The organism is Haloprofundus salinisoli, from assembly GCF_020097815.1.
Classification (GTDB): domain Archaea; phylum Halobacteriota; class Halobacteria; order Halobacteriales; family Haloferacaceae; genus Haloprofundus; species Haloprofundus salinisoli.
On sequence record NZ_CP083663.1, the window covers coordinates 1750078 to 1766034 of the forward strand.

Annotated in this window: 15 protein-coding genes; 10 read left to right on the forward strand and 5 right to left on the reverse strand. The window is 56.0% G+C overall.

Annotated features, from left to right (window positions below; all coding sequences use genetic code 11):
• Positions 1 to 108: 108 nt before the first annotated feature.
• Together LAQ73_RS09315 and LAQ73_RS09320 are read right to left on the reverse strand one after the other, a co-directional pair.
• A complete protein-coding gene (locus LAQ73_RS09315) occupies positions 109 to 777 on the reverse strand; it encodes a class II aldolase/adducin family protein (protein WP_224268011.1) in 669 nt (222 codons plus the stop codon).
• A 41-nt stretch (positions 778 to 818) separates the two neighbouring features.
• Positions 819 to 1868 (reverse strand): 2-hydroxyacid dehydrogenase, encoded by a 1050-nt coding sequence (locus tag LAQ73_RS09320; protein ID WP_224268012.1) that lies wholly within the window; start codon positions 1866 to 1868, stop codon positions 819 to 821.
• Between the two features lie 258 nt (positions 1869 to 2126).
• On the opposite strand from LAQ73_RS09320, the gene LAQ73_RS09325 reads away from it, so the two are divergent.
• The 3 genes from LAQ73_RS09325 to LAQ73_RS09335 all read left to right on the forward strand — a co-directional run bounded on the left by LAQ73_RS09325 (position 2127) and on the right by LAQ73_RS09335 (position 5340).
• A complete protein-coding gene (locus LAQ73_RS09325) occupies positions 2127 to 3704 on the forward strand; it encodes an FGGY-family carbohydrate kinase (protein WP_224268013.1) in 1578 nt (525 codons plus the stop codon).
• Between the two features lie 126 nt (positions 3705 to 3830).
• Positions 3831 to 4628: an inositol monophosphatase family protein gene (locus LAQ73_RS09330; RefSeq protein ID WP_224268014.1), complete on the forward strand. Its 798-nt coding sequence runs from the start codon at positions 3831 to 3833 to the stop codon at positions 4626 to 4628.
• 496 nt (positions 4629 to 5124) lie between these two features.
• A complete protein-coding gene (locus tag LAQ73_RS09335) occupies positions 5125 to 5340 on the forward strand; it encodes a DUF8160 family protein (RefSeq protein WP_224268015.1) in 216 nt (71 codons plus the stop codon).
• A 295-nt stretch (positions 5341 to 5635) separates the two neighbouring features.
• On the opposite strand, the gene LAQ73_RS09340 is transcribed toward LAQ73_RS09335, so the two are convergent.
• The gene (locus tag LAQ73_RS09340) at positions 5636 to 5917 is read right to left on the reverse strand and encodes a PadR family transcriptional regulator (RefSeq protein WP_224268016.1); all 282 of its coding nucleotides are present in this window, start codon (positions 5915 to 5917) and stop codon (positions 5636 to 5638) included.
• A gap of 457 nt (positions 5918 to 6374) precedes the next feature.
• Here LAQ73_RS09340 and LAQ73_RS09345 point away from each other — a divergent pair, with 457 nt between their 5' ends.
• Positions 6375 to 7601: a Cdc6/Cdc18 family protein gene (locus LAQ73_RS09345; protein ID WP_224268017.1), complete on the forward strand. Its 1227-nt coding sequence runs from the start codon at positions 6375 to 6377 to the stop codon at positions 7599 to 7601.
• Between the two features lie 35 nt (positions 7602 to 7636).
• Here LAQ73_RS09345 and LAQ73_RS17750 read toward each other — a convergent pair whose 3' ends face one another.
• The gene (locus LAQ73_RS17750; protein ID WP_224268018.1) at positions 7637 to 7834 is read right to left on the reverse strand and encodes a hypothetical protein; all 198 of its coding nucleotides are present in this window, start codon (positions 7832 to 7834) and stop codon (positions 7637 to 7639) included.
• Positions 7835 to 8035: 201 nt separating this feature from the next.
• On the opposite strand from LAQ73_RS17750, the gene LAQ73_RS17855 reads away from it, so the two are divergent.
• The 5 genes from LAQ73_RS17855 (at position 8036) to LAQ73_RS09365 (ending at position 13827) form a co-directional block, all read left to right on the forward strand.
• Complete coding sequence (locus tag LAQ73_RS17855) at positions 8036 to 8230, forward strand: DUF8118 domain-containing protein (protein ID WP_486606345.1); 195 nt, start codon at positions 8036 to 8038, stop codon at positions 8228 to 8230.
• Positions 8231 to 8406: 176 nt separating this feature from the next.
• Positions 8407 to 8757 carry a DUF8112 family protein gene (locus tag LAQ73_RS17860; RefSeq protein ID WP_486606357.1) on the forward strand — a complete coding sequence of 117 codons (351 nt, stop codon included), beginning with the start codon at positions 8407 to 8409 and terminating at the stop codon, positions 8755 to 8757.
• A complete protein-coding gene (locus tag LAQ73_RS09355) occupies positions 8754 to 9542 on the forward strand; it encodes a hypothetical protein (protein ID WP_224268019.1) in 789 nt (262 codons plus the stop codon). The genes LAQ73_RS17860 and LAQ73_RS09355 overlap by 4 nt, the downstream gene beginning before the upstream one ends.
• 759 nt (positions 9543 to 10301) lie before the next feature.
• Entirely contained in the window at positions 10302 to 11723 is a 1422-nt protein-coding gene (locus LAQ73_RS09360; RefSeq protein ID WP_224268020.1) for a sulfatase-like hydrolase/transferase, read from the forward strand.
• 694 nt (positions 11724 to 12417) lie between these two features.
• Positions 12418 to 13827 (forward strand): sugar transferase, encoded by a 1410-nt coding sequence (locus LAQ73_RS09365; RefSeq protein WP_224268021.1) that lies wholly within the window; start codon positions 12418 to 12420, stop codon positions 13825 to 13827.
• Between the two features lie 89 nt (positions 13828 to 13916).
• On the opposite strand, the gene rfbB is transcribed toward LAQ73_RS09365, so the two are convergent.
• Complete coding sequence (gene rfbB, locus LAQ73_RS09370; protein WP_224268022.1) at positions 13917 to 14855, reverse strand: dTDP-glucose 4,6-dehydratase; 939 nt, start codon at positions 14853 to 14855, stop codon at positions 13917 to 13919.
• A gap of 55 nt (positions 14856 to 14910) precedes the next feature.
• On the opposite strand from rfbB, the gene LAQ73_RS09375 reads away from it, so the two are divergent.
• Positions 14911 to 15825, forward strand: coding sequence for an SDR family oxidoreductase (locus tag LAQ73_RS09375; RefSeq protein ID WP_224268023.1), 915 nt, complete (start codon positions 14911 to 14913; stop codon positions 15823 to 15825).
• Positions 15826 to 15957: the final 132 nt, after the last annotated feature.

Genomic DNA, 15957 nt, shown 5'->3' on the forward strand with positions numbered 1-15957 from the left:
GGTAGTAGGGGAATCTATACACAAAGAGGTTAGATTCTGCTGTGCTGGGCCAACAGCGTTCAGTGATTTAGCGCCGTGAGTGATTCTTAACTCGAAAACAGGATTTCTTCACTTGTTTTGTCCGTAGCCTTTGAACTTCTCTTGGAGATGTTCGATTTCGTCGTCGGGAATGAGAGTCGGTTCGCCGATGGCCAGCGACTGGTACTGTATCCGAGCGCAGTACTCGACCATGAGCGCGGTCTCGAACGCCGAGGCGACGTCGTCGCCAACGGCGAGCACACCGTGGTTCTGGAGGAGACACGCGTTGTACTGGTCACTGAGCGTCTCGACGGCGAGCGTCCCGAGTTCCTCGGTACCGTACGTTTCGTACGAGGCGACAGGGACTTCCTTTCCCGCAAACGCAATGAGGTAGTGCGAGGCGGGGATTGGTTCGTTGATGGTTGCGAACGTCGTCGCATACGGCGAGTGGTTGTGGATGACGCCGCCGACGTCGTCGCGCTCGCGGTATACCTGCATATGCATCGAGTGCTCTGCAGACGGTTTCTTTTCCCCGAGAACCACGTCCTCGTCGAAGTTGAGGACGGGGACATCCTGGGCAGTAATCTCTTCGTAGGGAACTCCCGAAGGGCTGATGGCCATGAATGATCCGTCGACGAGGGAACTGATGTTTCCGCCAGTGCCCTTGGTGAGTCCTTGCTCGAGCATCTTGCGGCCGTAGTCCGCGATTGCTTGCCGTTCGTCCTGTGCGTCTGCGCTGTTGAGGCTGTCGTTGCTCATTGTCGTAGGTTCTGTCTGTCGTGTCAGTTCCCTCAATCCGGCTATGAGAGCGCTTCTTCGTTGGCGACGTGGCTGGGCTGCTCACTGTTGAGAATTGCCTCGATATCGTCGACAAGCATCTTCGAGTGTCGCTCGATGACCTCCTCGGCCGCACCGGCGAGGTGCGGCGTCGTGACGACGTTGTCTAGGTCGAGGAGCGGGTGGTCGTCGGGAATCGGTTCCATGTCGTAGACGTCGAGGGCGGCGCCGCGGATGCCACCCGAACGAAGCTGTTCGAGAAGCGCCTCCTGGTTGATAATTGCGCCCCGGGCGTTGTTGATGAAGTACGCGCTCTCTTTCATCGTCTCGAACTCGTTGGCGTCGATGAGTCCCCGCGTACTGTCGGTGACGGGAACGTGGACGGTGACGACATCGCTTCGTCTGAGCAGGTCGTCGAGATCTACTTTCTCAGCATCGTACTGGGCCATCTCCTTGGCGTCGATATAGGGATCGTATCCGAGAAGGTCGACCTCGAATCCTCGGGCGCGCTTCGCTACTTCGCGTCCGACCGCACCCATACCGGCGATTCCAACGGTTTTTCCCGCGAGCTCAGGACCCTTCAACGTCACATACGGCGAGTCCCGTCCCATCCCCCACGTTACGTCCTCGCGCGACCCACCACCGGCAGCGTCACTTTGGGGGTCTCCGGTGTACGTCCCAGTGTGCAGGAGGTGGTGAGCGTGGGCGATGTTCCGCATCGCGCTCAGTATCTGGCCCCACGTGAAATCCGCGACGCTGACGGCATTTCGACCCGGTGCATACAGAACTGGAATGCCACGGTCGGTCGCAGCCTCGATGTCCACGTTCGCATCCGGTCCACCCCGAGTGCACGCGATTAATTGGAGGTCAGCTGCCTCGTCGAGGAGTTCCGCCGGAACACCCTCGTAGCCCACGATGAGTACGTTCGTGTCGCGAAGATGTTCTCGAAACTCGTCTTCGGGCAGTCGCCCATCGCGCTCGGCGATGGGCATGTACTCCACGTCCATCCCCAGTCCGTCTCGGAGCCGTGCGAGCGATTCGTCCTGGAAGTTCGCTGTAATGAGTGTTTTCATGCTTTGTCTCGTCGTGTCCGTCTCCGACGCGACCCGTATCACCAACCCATAACCCAAAACAGGAACTCACGCTGCAGTCGGCAAACCGTCTGTTAGCGTGTCTTGGTGTCGATGTTGACTGCGAGTCGCCTGTTCGCGCGCTGTGCCACACTAGAGGGTGTGATAACTGGTAGTAAATAGCTAGTGTCGTTCAGTTTACGTGATAAGTGTCACCAATACACAAAATGCTTATCCACCGCATTATCGTTCATGATAGTTATGGGGAAAGTGCTCATCGGCATCGACGCCGGTACGACAGTTCTCAAGTCGGTTGCATTCTCCCTCGACGGTGAGGCGATTTGCCACAGTAGCGCCGAAAACGCCGTCGAACGTCCGGAACCGGGATGGGCGGAGCAATCGATGACGACGACCTGGAAGAAGACCGCACAGACGATAAGCGAAGTCGTCGACCAACTCGACGACGAAGACGAGATACTCGCGCTGGGTGTGACGGGACAAGGCGACGGCTGTTGGCTTGTCGATGAGAATGGAGACCCAGTCCGACCTGCCATCCTCTGGTCGGATAGCCGCGCGGGTAAAATCGTACAGCGGTGGCAAGACGATGGAGTCTCCGAACGCGTCTACGACATCTGCGGCGGAACGCAGTTCCCCGGAAGTAGTCTGGTGATACTAAACTGGCTTCGGGAGAACGAATCGGAGAACTACGAGAACGCAGCCACGGTGTTTTACTGTAAAGATTGGTTGAAGTACAAACTCACAGACGAGCTTACGACCGACCCAAGCGACGCATCGCTTCCGTACGTCGACGTCGAGAGCGGTGAGTACTCCGACGAGGTGTTAGAAATCGTCGAGATGCCCGAAATCAAAGAATTGCGACCGCGTTTGAGTAGCGGGACGGACGTCGTCGGAACCGTCACGCAAAGCGCCGCGGTCGAAACGGGACTCCCTGCGGAGACACCGGTCGTCTCCGGGTTCATCGACGTCGCCGCCTCCGCGTTCGGCAGCGGCGCCGCGCTACCCGGCGAAGGTTCCTCTGTGGTGGGAACTACGTCGCTGAATCAGACGATTCTCGACGAACCGCCAGCGGGCGACGAACGAACCGGCATCGCACTCACGCTGGGCGTCGAAGGGGGACTCTGGACGAAGTTCATGGCGTCGATGACGGGGACACCGAACCTCGACTGGGCGATCAAAGAGATCATGGATAAATCCGAGTTCAACCTCATCGAAGAGGAGGTCGAGGAAATTCCAGTCGGATCCGACGGTATCATCTACCATCCGTTTCTGAGTTCGGCGGGTGAACGCGCCCCGTTCGTGAATCCGAACGCGCGCGCAGAGTTCATCGGGCTGAACCAAGAACACACACAGGCCCACCTCGTCAGGGCGGTGTACGAGGGAATTTCACTCGCCATGCGGGACTGCTACTCGCATCTCCCGTACGACGCCGATGAAATCTATCTCAGCGGCGGTGGGGCGAACTCGAACTTCTGGTGTCAGATGTTCGCCGACTGCCTGAATGCGACGATTATCGTCCCGAACGGCTCGGAGTTCGGCGCCAAGGGTGCGGCGTTGCTCGCCGGCGTCGGCGTCGACGAGTTCGACGATTTACAGACCGCCGTCAAAGACACAACCTCGGTGGCGAAAGCATTCGAACCAAATCCCGAAAAGGTCCGCCAGTACCGCCGCTGGTACGACGTCTACACGGACGCGTACGAGGCGTTGTTCGACATCTGGGACGAGCGAGTCGAGGCGCTCGAAGACCTCCGATACATGGCGAAGGAGGGCGCTCACCACCCGTCGAAGAAGTCCGTGACTGGAAAAGATACGGTTGGGTAGTCAGACTCGATTTGCATCGAATGCTCGACAAGGACGCGAAAACGGTCGTGATGAAGTTCCACTGCGTTACTCTCATCAGGAGATGAGTAGACGGGACTATTTGCCGCCCGAAAACGAACACACCATATGCCCTCAAGAGAGACGATAGTAGTCGATGCGGCCACGGCCGGAGCGGACTACTCACTCGAACATTTCCGAACTACGCTTGCCGTCGAAGAGAAATCGAGAAAGACAGATTTAGTCACTGATGTCGACCGGATGACCCAGCGACACATCGTCTCGGTGATCGAAGGCGAGTTTCCCGACGACGAAATCGTCGGAGAAGAAGGCAACGAGCGAAAAACAGTCCCCGAAGAGGGGTACGCCTGGATAATCGATCCCATCGACGGAACGCAGAATTTCGTTCACCGGATTCCGCAATGGGTAACGAGCGTCGCCGTCGTTCACGATTCTGAGCCGATTAGCTGTGTCAACGTTGCACCCGCCCTCGACGACCGGTATCGATCGACCGCAGCTGGTACTGCACGCGATGGGCAGGCTGTCTCGGTGAGCGAGCGAACGGACCCCGAAACGTTCCTCGTGGCGCCGACGCTCCCGTGGCGGACATCCGACAGTGCAGTTGTCGGGTCTCTCTCACGAACCCTCATTGAACGGTTCGGCGAAGTCCGTCGAACCGGGTCGGCACAACTGTCGCTCTCGATGGTCGCCTGCGGCGCTCTGGATGCGACCGTCGCGTTCGACCCGTCCCCGAACCCGTGGGACACCGTCGCCGGTGCGCACCACGTTACGCAAGCAGGCGGTGTAGCAACTGATTTAGACGGGAATTCGTGGGGTCCAGGTAGCGAAGGAATTCTCGCGTCTAATGGAACTGACCACGATGCGGTCGTCGATGCCGTCCGAGCAGCGCTCACAGAAACCTCTTAACAAGCGGTCGATCGTACAGATTGCATCTCAGCGAACCTGCAGACGAATTGAGCGTGCAGACGAGAATCTCTCAGACCCAGGGACCACGCGCAAAGCAGGGAACAGCTCCACAGTAGGTTCTCCATGACCTATCTTCGGTAGGAGACGGTTGAATCGCTATCTCGGCCCTTCTAAGTATGGGTGGGTCCCGTCTCTCTGAATCCACCAAATCCCAGTAGAGCGCTAATCCAGTAGAATACCGCACATTCATTACAGATTACGTGAATGTATCGTAAGGAAACGTATGCAGGAGCGAAAAGACGGGGAACGAGGGAAAACCCAAGAGATCGGTCCTGCGGTATCTGACGAGCAATGTACTGTCTGTGGGGCAACTGAAAAACTACGAGTCCACCATATCGATGGTACAAAAGCGAACAAGGCGGCTGAGAACTGTGTTCCGATGTGCGAAGTCTGCCACCAGCGAATTCGCATTGATTCTCGGAATTCGGAGACGTGGATGCAGTACGACGTTGCTGTTCCTGACGCTGTTGCGGGAGCCGTTGACCGAGAGTTCATCCGTCTCGTCTGTGAATGCAACCAACTGTTCGGATGGCGGCCAGACAAACACCAACACTATCTTCCGCTCGTAGTCGTCGACGGGGTGTCAGGCGTCGAATCAATGGACGCAGACGCCTTCTTCGAGCGTCTCGATGAACTTGGTCTCTTACAGTGAAAATATACCTGGGGCATCGCAATCACTGCTGCGGTCAAGTACCGCCGTGAACATCCAGAACACGTCAACACCCTGTGGATGAGCGCACGCGATGAACTCCGAATGCAGCTCTCCCAATCGGTGTCTCGGACTACGAATCCCTCTCTTTAAACTCTGTAAATACTGGTGCAAATCAGAGTGTAAATGCGAATTCATCCCGTCTATCCTCGGAGAAAACAATTGAGCTGGACGATACTGAGTGCTTGACGTACTCTTCTCTCAGCGGTTGAGGGACTTCCAGATGTGACGTTCCGAGCTACGCCTCGATCGACCGGTACTGGTCCTCCCACGAACGTCGCTCACGAATTGCGTCTCTGCCTTTTTCGGTAATCGCGTAGTAGTTCGTTCGGCGATCTATCGGTCCTTTCTCCACGTACGCTTTGTTGACGAGGGTGTCGAGGTTCGGGTAGAGCCGTCCGTGATTGATTTCCCCATCAACGTACTGCTCGAGTTCTTTTTTGACCTGCTGTCCTGACGGTTTGTCAAACCCAGAAATCACGTACAAGAGGTCTCTCTGGAAGCCACTCAAGTCGTGCATATGATATAATCCACAAATTTGTATATAATAGTTCGTAGCTTCACATATACTGACACGTGTGGATGGGTCGTTGGTGTCCGGACGGTCAGTGTGAGAGCCTCTCGGCTCCACCGAAGTACGGGTAACAGCCAGTACACCCTCCGTAGACGAAGTAACTCTGTGGAGCTGTGGACGTTGACCAATCCTCTACCGGGTACTGAAGACATCTCGTGAGATCTGGCTGCCAATAAACTGGTTGTCTCGCCGATTTTTGATTTCGAGATTCTCCTTTGGTCTCCGCAGAGCGTTTTTGTGAGATTCTTGCGGCGCTTCAGGCTTCGTCAGGTCTGCGACACTCTACCGTGTTCGAGCGTCGGATTGAAGATATACAGACACGTAGTTCCGCTGGAAATCGCTCGGTCAACCCGATAACACGCTGGATCTCCGCAGTTCCACGAGTCGATTTCCCTTCCAGTACATGAGCAAATACGACGACCTCTTCGCCGAGACTGCCCCGACGAACAGCGTGTTCGCCGACAAAGCAGCGTTGAATCCACTAACGCCCTCTGCAGAAATCGTCGCGCGCGCCGTCCAGGAACGGCGGCTGGCGACGCTTCTCAACGGCGTCCACGAGGGGTATCTCCCACCGACGGTGTCGGTGTACGGCCCGCCGGGGACGGGCAAGACGATGACGACGCGGCGAGTCTGCGAGGAGTTCGCCGCCCGCCACGACGAGGTGGCCGTCGAGTACGTCAACCTCAAGGAGTGTCGGACGATATTCAGCGTCGCAAACGAGCTCCTGCGCGTGCTTTCGGGCGAGTCCAAGCAGGCGTGGGAGGGACTCGACGGCGTCTTCGGCGGCATCTGGGAGGCGCTCGAGGGATATCCCGAGTGGACTGTGCTCATTCTCGACGAGATCGACCACGTCGCTCACGACTCCAACTACGACCCAAACGAGTTCTTCTACCGACTGCTGCGCGGGGAACGGCGGCTGCAACGAGGCATCCAGCTGTCGGTGTTTCTGTTGAGCAACGAGTTACTGGAGGTGGATTTGCGTTTGGATAGTCGCGTCAAGAGCGCGATGAGCGGCGAACAGCTCTTCTTTCCGCCGTACTCGGAGCCGCGGTTGCGACGGGTGCTCGCGCCGCGCGTCGATCGGGCGTTCAAAGCAGATGTGTTGCCCGAGGCGGTGTTCGAGTACGGGGTTCGGCAGGCGGCGATGCGGTGGGGTGATGCGCGACGGACGATGACGCTGTTTCGCAGAGCCGGCGAGACCGCGAACGAGCGTGGGCTGGCAGTGCTCGACGAGGACTGTATCGACGCCAACCTCGAGTTGACCGAGAAGGAAGAGACGATCGAGAAACTGCTGCAGGTGCCGTTCCAGCAGTATTTCGTCCTCCAGGCGGTGACTGGATACGAAGATAGCGACGGCGAAATCGTCCAACCGGTGACGACGGCACAGATTCACAAGGCGTATTCGAGGTTCGAGTTACCGGCGCGGGCAACGCTCGGCGAGCGCGCGATTCGAGAGACGGTGACCGAGTTGGAGACAATGGGGCTCGTCGAGACGTGGATCGACTCACGCGGCCGCGACGGCCGCGTCAAACAGATTCGGACGACCTTCGATCCGGAGTGGGTACTCGAAGCACGGCCGGCGTACTTGGAGGCGCTTCGACGGACGCAGGCGGAGACCGATGAGGAGTGAGTTGGTGTAAGGTCTGGGGGGCTTCGAATCGCGGCCTACTCGTCGCAGACGACGTCTCGGAGTTCGTCGAGGAGGTCGGGGTGGTGTTCGGCGAGTAGTTCGACGTCTTCTGTGAGTTCTTCGCTAATTTTCCGTCGGACTCGTGAAACGGCTTGGTAGCGTCGGTCACTCTTTTCAGTTTCTGCAATCAATTCACGCTCACGATTTGTAAGTAACGCGCGCCGTCGAGCCATTCTAGTTGGTTGATGAAATGTGTGCCATCACATTATACGATAGGGATTCAAATGAATATGATTCCCACATTAGGCAACTTCCCATATTTGGGAAGAGATAAGTAGCAGAGAGTTGTACTTGAGTTTGGGAACCATTCGGTAGTGCCGTGAGAAACGGCCGGTGTAGCAGCACCGACCGAGGGTTCTCTCAGGTTGGAACCCATGAGTACGGAAGCAACACGACACCAAAACGCTGGTGTTACTGACGAAGACGTAGAGAATTCGATCTCTTGGCCGCACATCGGCTACGACGCGTACGGTCGCAGTGAACACACCTACTACCGCTGTGAGGAGTGCGGTTGCGAGGGACTGCGTGTGAGTAATCTCCTGCACCGTGTGGGGTGTCCGATCGCATGAGCGAAGAGAAACTGTCGGTCGGCCCTGAACTTGAGGAGTGTTCGGTTTGCGGTGCCGTTGGACTGCCCGAGCGAATTGGAGAACACGACTGTGAGGCGTTTCTCAAGGGCCGATGTCAAGATGAAGAACGGGAAGACTCCCCGAAGACAAAGGGGCTGTCGGCTCGACGGAATCCGATGCTCAAAGCGTCTGCAAGCCAGGTGCTTACTGGACTTCCTGTCGCCCGGGCGGAGACTGTCTCCTGTGCCCGCTGTGCGACACCACTGCGAGAGGGTGCGTCGGTCATCGCGCTCGTCTCGTGGATCTTGCGAGAGGCGCGCTGGCGGCCGCTTCATCTGTGCTGTTCGAGCTGTCCACCGACGCTGGAGGACAAGGCTCGACAGGAGCGAGACGAGAGCCCGCTTCCGGAGCTACTCGCGCTGGCTCGACTCGGTACTCGGTCGGTTCCAAGCCAGCAGCGGCATCAACTCTGCCTGTCGGAGATTGAACGAGTCGCACGGTGTGGGCCGCCGGGAGGCGCGAGATGAGAACCGACGGAGCGGATGAAACGGAAAGACGCCGACTCGTCGAACTCGAAGCGAAACTCTCGGAGGTGGAGTCGGAACTCGCATCCGAACGAGAGCGACGACAGACGCTCGAAACGAGACTCGAAACGGCCCAACGAGATGCGAAAGCCGGGCGACGGCTCGCGTCGACGCTTCGGTCGTACGTCGTCGGCGAGTACGACACAGAGTACAGCGTCAACGAGTTCGACGCGATGCTCAACGAGCAAGACTCGATTCTCGCGCGGGTGGATTCGCTAGAAATGGAAGTCGAGACAGTAGAACGAAATCGAGAGCGGGTTCTCGACGAGCGACGCCTCCGTGGGCGTGAAGACGGGCGTCTCGCGCGGCGACTCAGCACCGTCGAAGACGAAGTTGGAATTAGCCCGCCGGAGGCAGTCGCCGTCGGCGAAGGTGGCGCAGATGCTGGGGAACTCTCACGGTTGGAGCGGTTTCTGCGATACGGTCCGAGTGCGGTCGTCGACCAACCGTATCCCGTCCACTATCGCGCCCACGAGATTGGACTACATCTCGGCGAGTGGGGGATGAGAATCAGCGACGCGAACGGCCGTCGGATTCGACTCTGCTCGAAGCGCGACGACCTGAAGCAGAAACTCGAAGCCAAACGCGACGAGACGCTGCAGTGGACGCAAGTGTATCGTGCGATGGAGAAATTAGTGAAGATCTCCGAGGGGAAGGTTCGACTACGTGATGGAGTGAAGAGCGAGGGTCGCTATGTACTGGAGGTGCGGTATGATGAAACGGGATGAGTGGTTGGCGAAGCAAGCCCTCAAGAGTCACTCCTTGAGATTGGGGTTACTCACACTCGTTGTAAGTCGAGCCACGTACAGGGAGGTGCCAACGACCGTTAGCCATTGACCTAATCAGGACAGTTGTCAGCGTATGTTTACCCTCTGGACCATCGATTTCTCGGTCCGGTAGTGGATGGTTCACTACCTCGAACGGCAGTCGACGGCAGATCGAGGGACAGTTACCGAGGACCCGAGAGTTACAACAGATGTAACTCAGACTGCCGGCTATCGGTTGGCTATGGGCGGGACTGAGAGAATTAAGTGGCTCCAGCAAGTACTGCGCCTGGCCATGTAGTCTGCTCACAGTGGCTCGTAGGAAGCCCTTCGACGAACCGACGACCTCTGAAACGGATGGTCGCCAAAGGCTTGTCGAAGCAAAATACCGGTGAACGCTTCACAGCCAACTTTGCGAACTCGGTCATCCACTCGTTCGTGACGATCTCGTTGAGGGCAAGAAGTCTATGTACCACCCTGTAGAAGGTGCGCAGATCCTTCTGAGGAACAATTATTCTGTCAACTACGAGGCTGGTAGGTTGACGTCCGTCAGCGAGGAGGAGATGACCGACGGCATGGAGTACGCGAATTGTACCAATCTCGGATATCTGGCCCGCACGGAGTCGATACGCACTGCATAGGCGACAGTTCTTGACATCTTTGGAACAACTCTCTTCGAACCTTCTATTTTAATTACTGAGCAAGCAGTAGTCAAGAACCGATATGACTGACAATATCGTACTTCTCGTTCTTGACACTGTCCGGAAGGACTACTTCGACAGATATTCACCCCGGATTCAAAGTCGGTCAGATGTTTCGTTCAATCAGTGCCGAGCAGCGTCTTCGTGTAGTGTTCCTAGCCATGCTAGCATCTTCACCGAACAACTCCCCCACCAGCACGGCATCCACAGCCACAATGTTGATTACTCACGTCTTGGCGCTGACACTACCTTTCTCTCACGGCTCAATGACTATCGAACGGTCGGCATTAGCTCAAATACATTTGCCAGTAGTGCGTTTGGGTTCGACCAGATGTTCGACGAATTTACTGAACTCTCCTCCACGAAACGATTCCCCGGCGGAATTGACCTTCGCCAGTACGTCAATGAATCGAATAGGTCCGGACTCAACCTCTACACCACGTTCGTCCGCGACGCGATAGCTGACGAGCAAACGAACACAATTCAGAGCTTCCTGAATGCTTTGAAGGCTGTATTCGACCGGATGGTTTCAAAGGCTCCTATCCCAACCCTCTTTGATGACGGCGCGTCGATTATTTGTAACCGAATTGAGCGCGAAGTCAGCGGCTCGGAGAACACCTTTATCTTCGCGAATATCATGGATGCTCATTGGCCGATGCATCATGTTCTCGGCTATGATGAATCACTCTACGACGCACCGAGGGGATGGTCGTCACTCACGTTTAGGGAGTTTGAACAGCTCATCTACAATGTTGATGATACTGTACACAAGAACCAAGAATTCATAGAAACGTATCAGCAAGTGTATGCGGCGGCGATTGACTACATTGACCGGCAAGTTGCATCACTGATCGACACGCTCGCCGACCAACAACAAGAAACAAGTATCATCATTACTGCAGACCACGGAGAGAATCTTGGCACAAAGCCGGATAACTATTATTTTTCTCACGAAGCAAGTCTTACAGAGGGATTACTCCACGTCCCACTTGAAGTCATAAACGCACCTGCTGGATATGACGACGTTGAAGATGCGTTCGTTTCGCAGTTACAGCTCGGAGAACTCTTGGGTGGGATCGCGAAGGGTGATGCATGCGACGTATTTACGTCACACCCCATTGCGGAACTCACAACTACGGCAGTCCATTATGATGGGTTTAGCCCAGAGGAACAAGCGTATTGGGAGCGGATGCTCCGATGCTGGTACGACGATAGCCGGAAGATTGTCTGGGATTCCGAGGGAATAATTGAAGAGTACAAAATAGATAGACAGAGGCCGAACTGGCAACAGCGCCGGGGCGAACTGCAGGACCTACCAGCGTCATGTGACGATGCATTTGACGTTGGAATTCACGAATATAAGGGGCAGATGGAGCGTGGTGTGATGCAAGATGATATTGATGATGCGACGCGCGAGAGGCTAGCTGAACTCGGCTATCTCTAAATAAGCGGCAGGGATGCGTCAAAGTGCTTGAGTATGGCGAGCACGGGACTCGCTATCTAACACCGATTAAATCCGTGAGAGACAACAGAAATACCAGGGATAGATTCACCGAACCGGGCGAACAGAACGTCCCGATTTGCGTTGAGTACGATGTCGGTAGTCAGACTCACTCAATAACTTGACAACGGTAACGGTAAGGGCGAGGGCAATTACCCGGGCCCCGATAACTCAGACGAGCAGTCACCCTTCGAGAACTCCATGGCTTGGGCTGAGCAGAGCATTTTTCAGAAAAAATTTGGGTGTTTGGTTGACGATGAGAACCAGGGGCGTACATCGGGTACCTCTTTGGTAGCTGGTTCTTATCCTCGGTTGAGGACTCTCATACCATCTATTACTGGAATCCATGGCTAGATCACCACCCTTGTATCACATCGCTGAAAGTGTGAGTCGGGTCCGGGAACCACTCGGCCTCACTCGGACTCAAAAAGTCCCAATGACTTCATCGTTACAGAGTCTAGATCTGCACTGTTGCTGGAACGCCGAGGTCATGCCTTCTTTCGTCGGGATTATCTGGCCGGTAGGAAACCACACAAAGTAGTATCCTACAGGATTAGTAGTCGGCTTCAGCCGGTGTATTCTTTCAAACAGACTGTATTCGCAGTGTTTATTACTGGCCCATTCAGTGCACCATACAATGTTAACGGGGTGGCGATACCGCATCGTGAGTGTCTTTGGAGCGGCGGCGATCACCACGCTTGCAGTGCTCGTCGCCAATCACTCCCTCCCGCAGTGGCTGTTCACAACCTACGTGCCGGTGTTCAACCGCCTTGACCCATCTGTGTTGGAGGGGCCAGCTCTCGAAAACGCGTTGGGTGTGAGCATCGTTGCAGTTCTCGGCAGTCTGATTCCGCTATACAAACCGCGACCCCGGCGGATGCTTGACGCCATCGCGCTCACGCAGAAGCGCGTGCTTACGGCCGGACTCGCGCTCGCGACGTTCGGCTTCTTTGAGTGGTCGCACCGCCTCCCCCGTTTGACGCTAGTGCTCGTCGTCGGCTTGCTGATGGTGGCGATGCCGCTCTGGTTCGTACAAATGCGACGGCGTCCATCAACGGATCCACAGCGGACGGTCATCGTTGGTGATGACCCAGTACTCATCAAGCGCATCGCCGAGGAGATTCCGGTTCCAGTGCTGGGATATCTCTGTCCGACGAGCGCACTGCCGTCCCAGTGGCGAGGGGAGATAGATGGTCTGGGTGCGATAACTGACGGCGGGACACCGTTAGTGGAATTAGATCGGTTGGGGGGCTTTTCTCAGCTGGACGACGTACTCGTCGAACACGACGTCGACACGGCGGTGCTTGCGTTTATGCGCCCTGACCGCGCGGAGTTCTTCGGCACGATTGACGCGTGTCACGAACACGGCGTGGCTGTGAAGGTACATCGGGATTACGCGGACTCGGTATTGACTGCGGAGGGAAGTGCTGGAACCTTAGTGGACGTTGATGTCAAACCGTGGGACGTACAAGACTACATGCTGAAGCGGACATTCGACGTGGCATTTGCAGCGGCCGGGTTGCTCATCTTTGCACCCTTGATGCTTCTCCTCGCAGTCGCGATTAAACTTGATAGCGAGGGACCTGTTCTGTATAGTCAGGAACGGACCGCTGGACTCGGCGAGAAATTCAAGATATTCAAATTCCGGACGATGATCCCTGAAGGTGAGTCTGCGACTCCAGTTGAGGACGACGACAATGACCGTATCACGGAAATCGGGCGTGTGCTGCGGCGGACACACCTTGACGAACTCCCGCAACTCTGGTCGATTCTGGTTGGGCAAATGAGCGTTGTCGGACCGCGGGCGGCATGGACGGATGAGGAAGCGCTGCTAGAGCGTGAGACGGAAATGTGGCGCAAGCGGTGGTTCGTGAAGCCTGGGCTGACGGGGCTAGCACAAATCAACAACGCGAAGAGCACTGATCCGAACGCGAAACTGCGGTACGACCTAGAGTACATCCGGCGCCAATCGTTCTGGTACGATTTGAAAATTGTAGTTCGCCAACTGTGGCTGGTTACAATAGACGGATTTGAGCATATTCGATAGGATAGTCGAAGCCAGTAACCTGGATCAATTCCGGGACTGTTGGGTCTATACCTTCTCCTGCTCTGGTAATCTCTGTAGGAGAGCCTCGTCTACGATTGTTGCAGGTAATATTCAACTGTCGCTCTGAGTCCTTCATCGAATGACCACTGTGGTTCCCACCCAAGTGCCTGAAGTTTGGACGCATCAAGGGCATACCGACGGTCATGGCCTTTGCGGTCTTCTACATACTCGATAAGGTCTGACGTGGCACCAACAGCTTCGACGATTCGCTGAGTTACCTCGCGGTTCTCAAGTTCAGTTCCACCACCAATATTGTAAACTTCGCCGATGTCTCCCGCACGGAGGACCGTCCACAATGCACGACAATGGTCTTCGACGAAGAGCCACTCACGGACGTTTGTCCCATCGCCGTAGAGCGGGAGCGACTTCCCCTCGTTGGCGCGGGTTATGAACTTCGGAATCAGTTTCTCGGGATGTTGACGCGGGCCAAAGTTGTTGCACGCTCGCGTGATCGTCACTGGAACGCCGTAGGTCTCGTAATAGCTCTTCGCAAGCAAGTCGGAGCTAGCTTTCGTCGCCGCGTAGGGGTTACGTGGGTCGAGGCGGTCTTCCTCGGTGAACGCCCCTGAGAGCGCCTCGCCGTACACCTCATCAGTTGAGACGTGTAGGAAACGGTCGAGGTCCGTCTCCCGTACCGCGTCGATGAGTGTTCGTGTCCCTTCGACGTTGGTGGAGACGAAAGGATGGGCATCGTCGATGGAACGGTCAACGTGTGACTGCGCCGCGAAGTGGACCACCACGTCTGCCTCTTCGAGGAGTCCAGTTACGAGTGCCTCATCCCGAATGTCGCCGCGAATGAAGTTATGGCGTGGATCGTCTCGAACGCCATCAAGTTTAGAAATATCACCGGCATAGGTTAGTGCGTCAAGCGTCGTCACTTCAACGTCAGCGTCGACATCCGACCTGAGAAGATAGTGGACGAAGTTAGAGCCGATGAATCCAGCACCGCCTGTGACTAGAATGTGCATACTCCATTACCTATAACGGAAGGATATTTGCTTTTTCATGCACGATTGCCAGACAATGGACTGTCTTGTCGTCGGTGGATCTGGCTTATTGGGTAGCAACGTCGTCCACCTGGCCGCTGACCGTGGACTTTCTGTCGGTGCGACTTTCAGATCCTGCCCAGAACTAGTCCCTACTTCAGCTACTAAACGTGTTAGGTTCGACCTGCGTAACGCCGATCAGTTTGGAAGTCTTCTGGAGCAAACAGTGCCTGATCTAGTCGTCAACTGTGCTGCGATGACTGATGTCGACGGTTGCGAACATAATCCAGATCACGCTCGCTTGGTCAACGGTGAAATCCCTGGAGCGCTCGCCGGTGCCTGTGCGTCTCGAGACATTCATTTCGTTCACGTGTCAACAGACTACATCTTTGATGGACGCTTGCGGCGCTCATACCGAGAGGACGATGTTGCGAACCCACTGCAGGTGTATGGGCAATCCAAGCACCTCAGCGAACGTACTGTCTGTAGGGCGCACCCCATACCGCTTATCGTCCGCCTCTCGTTTGTATACGGTGTCCACGCCACCACCGACGTACTGACTGGATTTCCGGCCTGGGTTCGAGATAGACTTGACTCCGAAGACAACGCCCCCTTGTTCACGGATCAGTGGACAACGCCGACGCGTGCCGGTTACGCCGCCGAGACGATACTGAATCTTTACGACGCGGGCGCGACTGGAACGTTCCACGTCGCATCGTCTGAATGTTGTTCACCCTATGAGTTCGGTACGAAGATCGTAGATTTCGTTCCAGACGCGAGTGGGGACCAACTAGTGCAAAGTTCCCAGAGTGACGTGGAGCGAGCGGCAAGACGTCCGACTCATACCTGTTTAGCGACGGAAAAAATCGAATCCGAACTCGGTCATCGGGTACCGAGGATTGAGACCGATCTAAACACGATCGCTGATGCGTTTGCTAGTCAAGACCGATAGCGTTCTCGGTGATTAACGAGGTGGTTTTGGTCTGATTCGTTCAGGTCGTTAAAGTGGAGGACGTACTCACAGCCGAGACGGGGACATTCCATGACGCGGTGACGCTCAAGGACGTTTCCCGCGATGACGGTA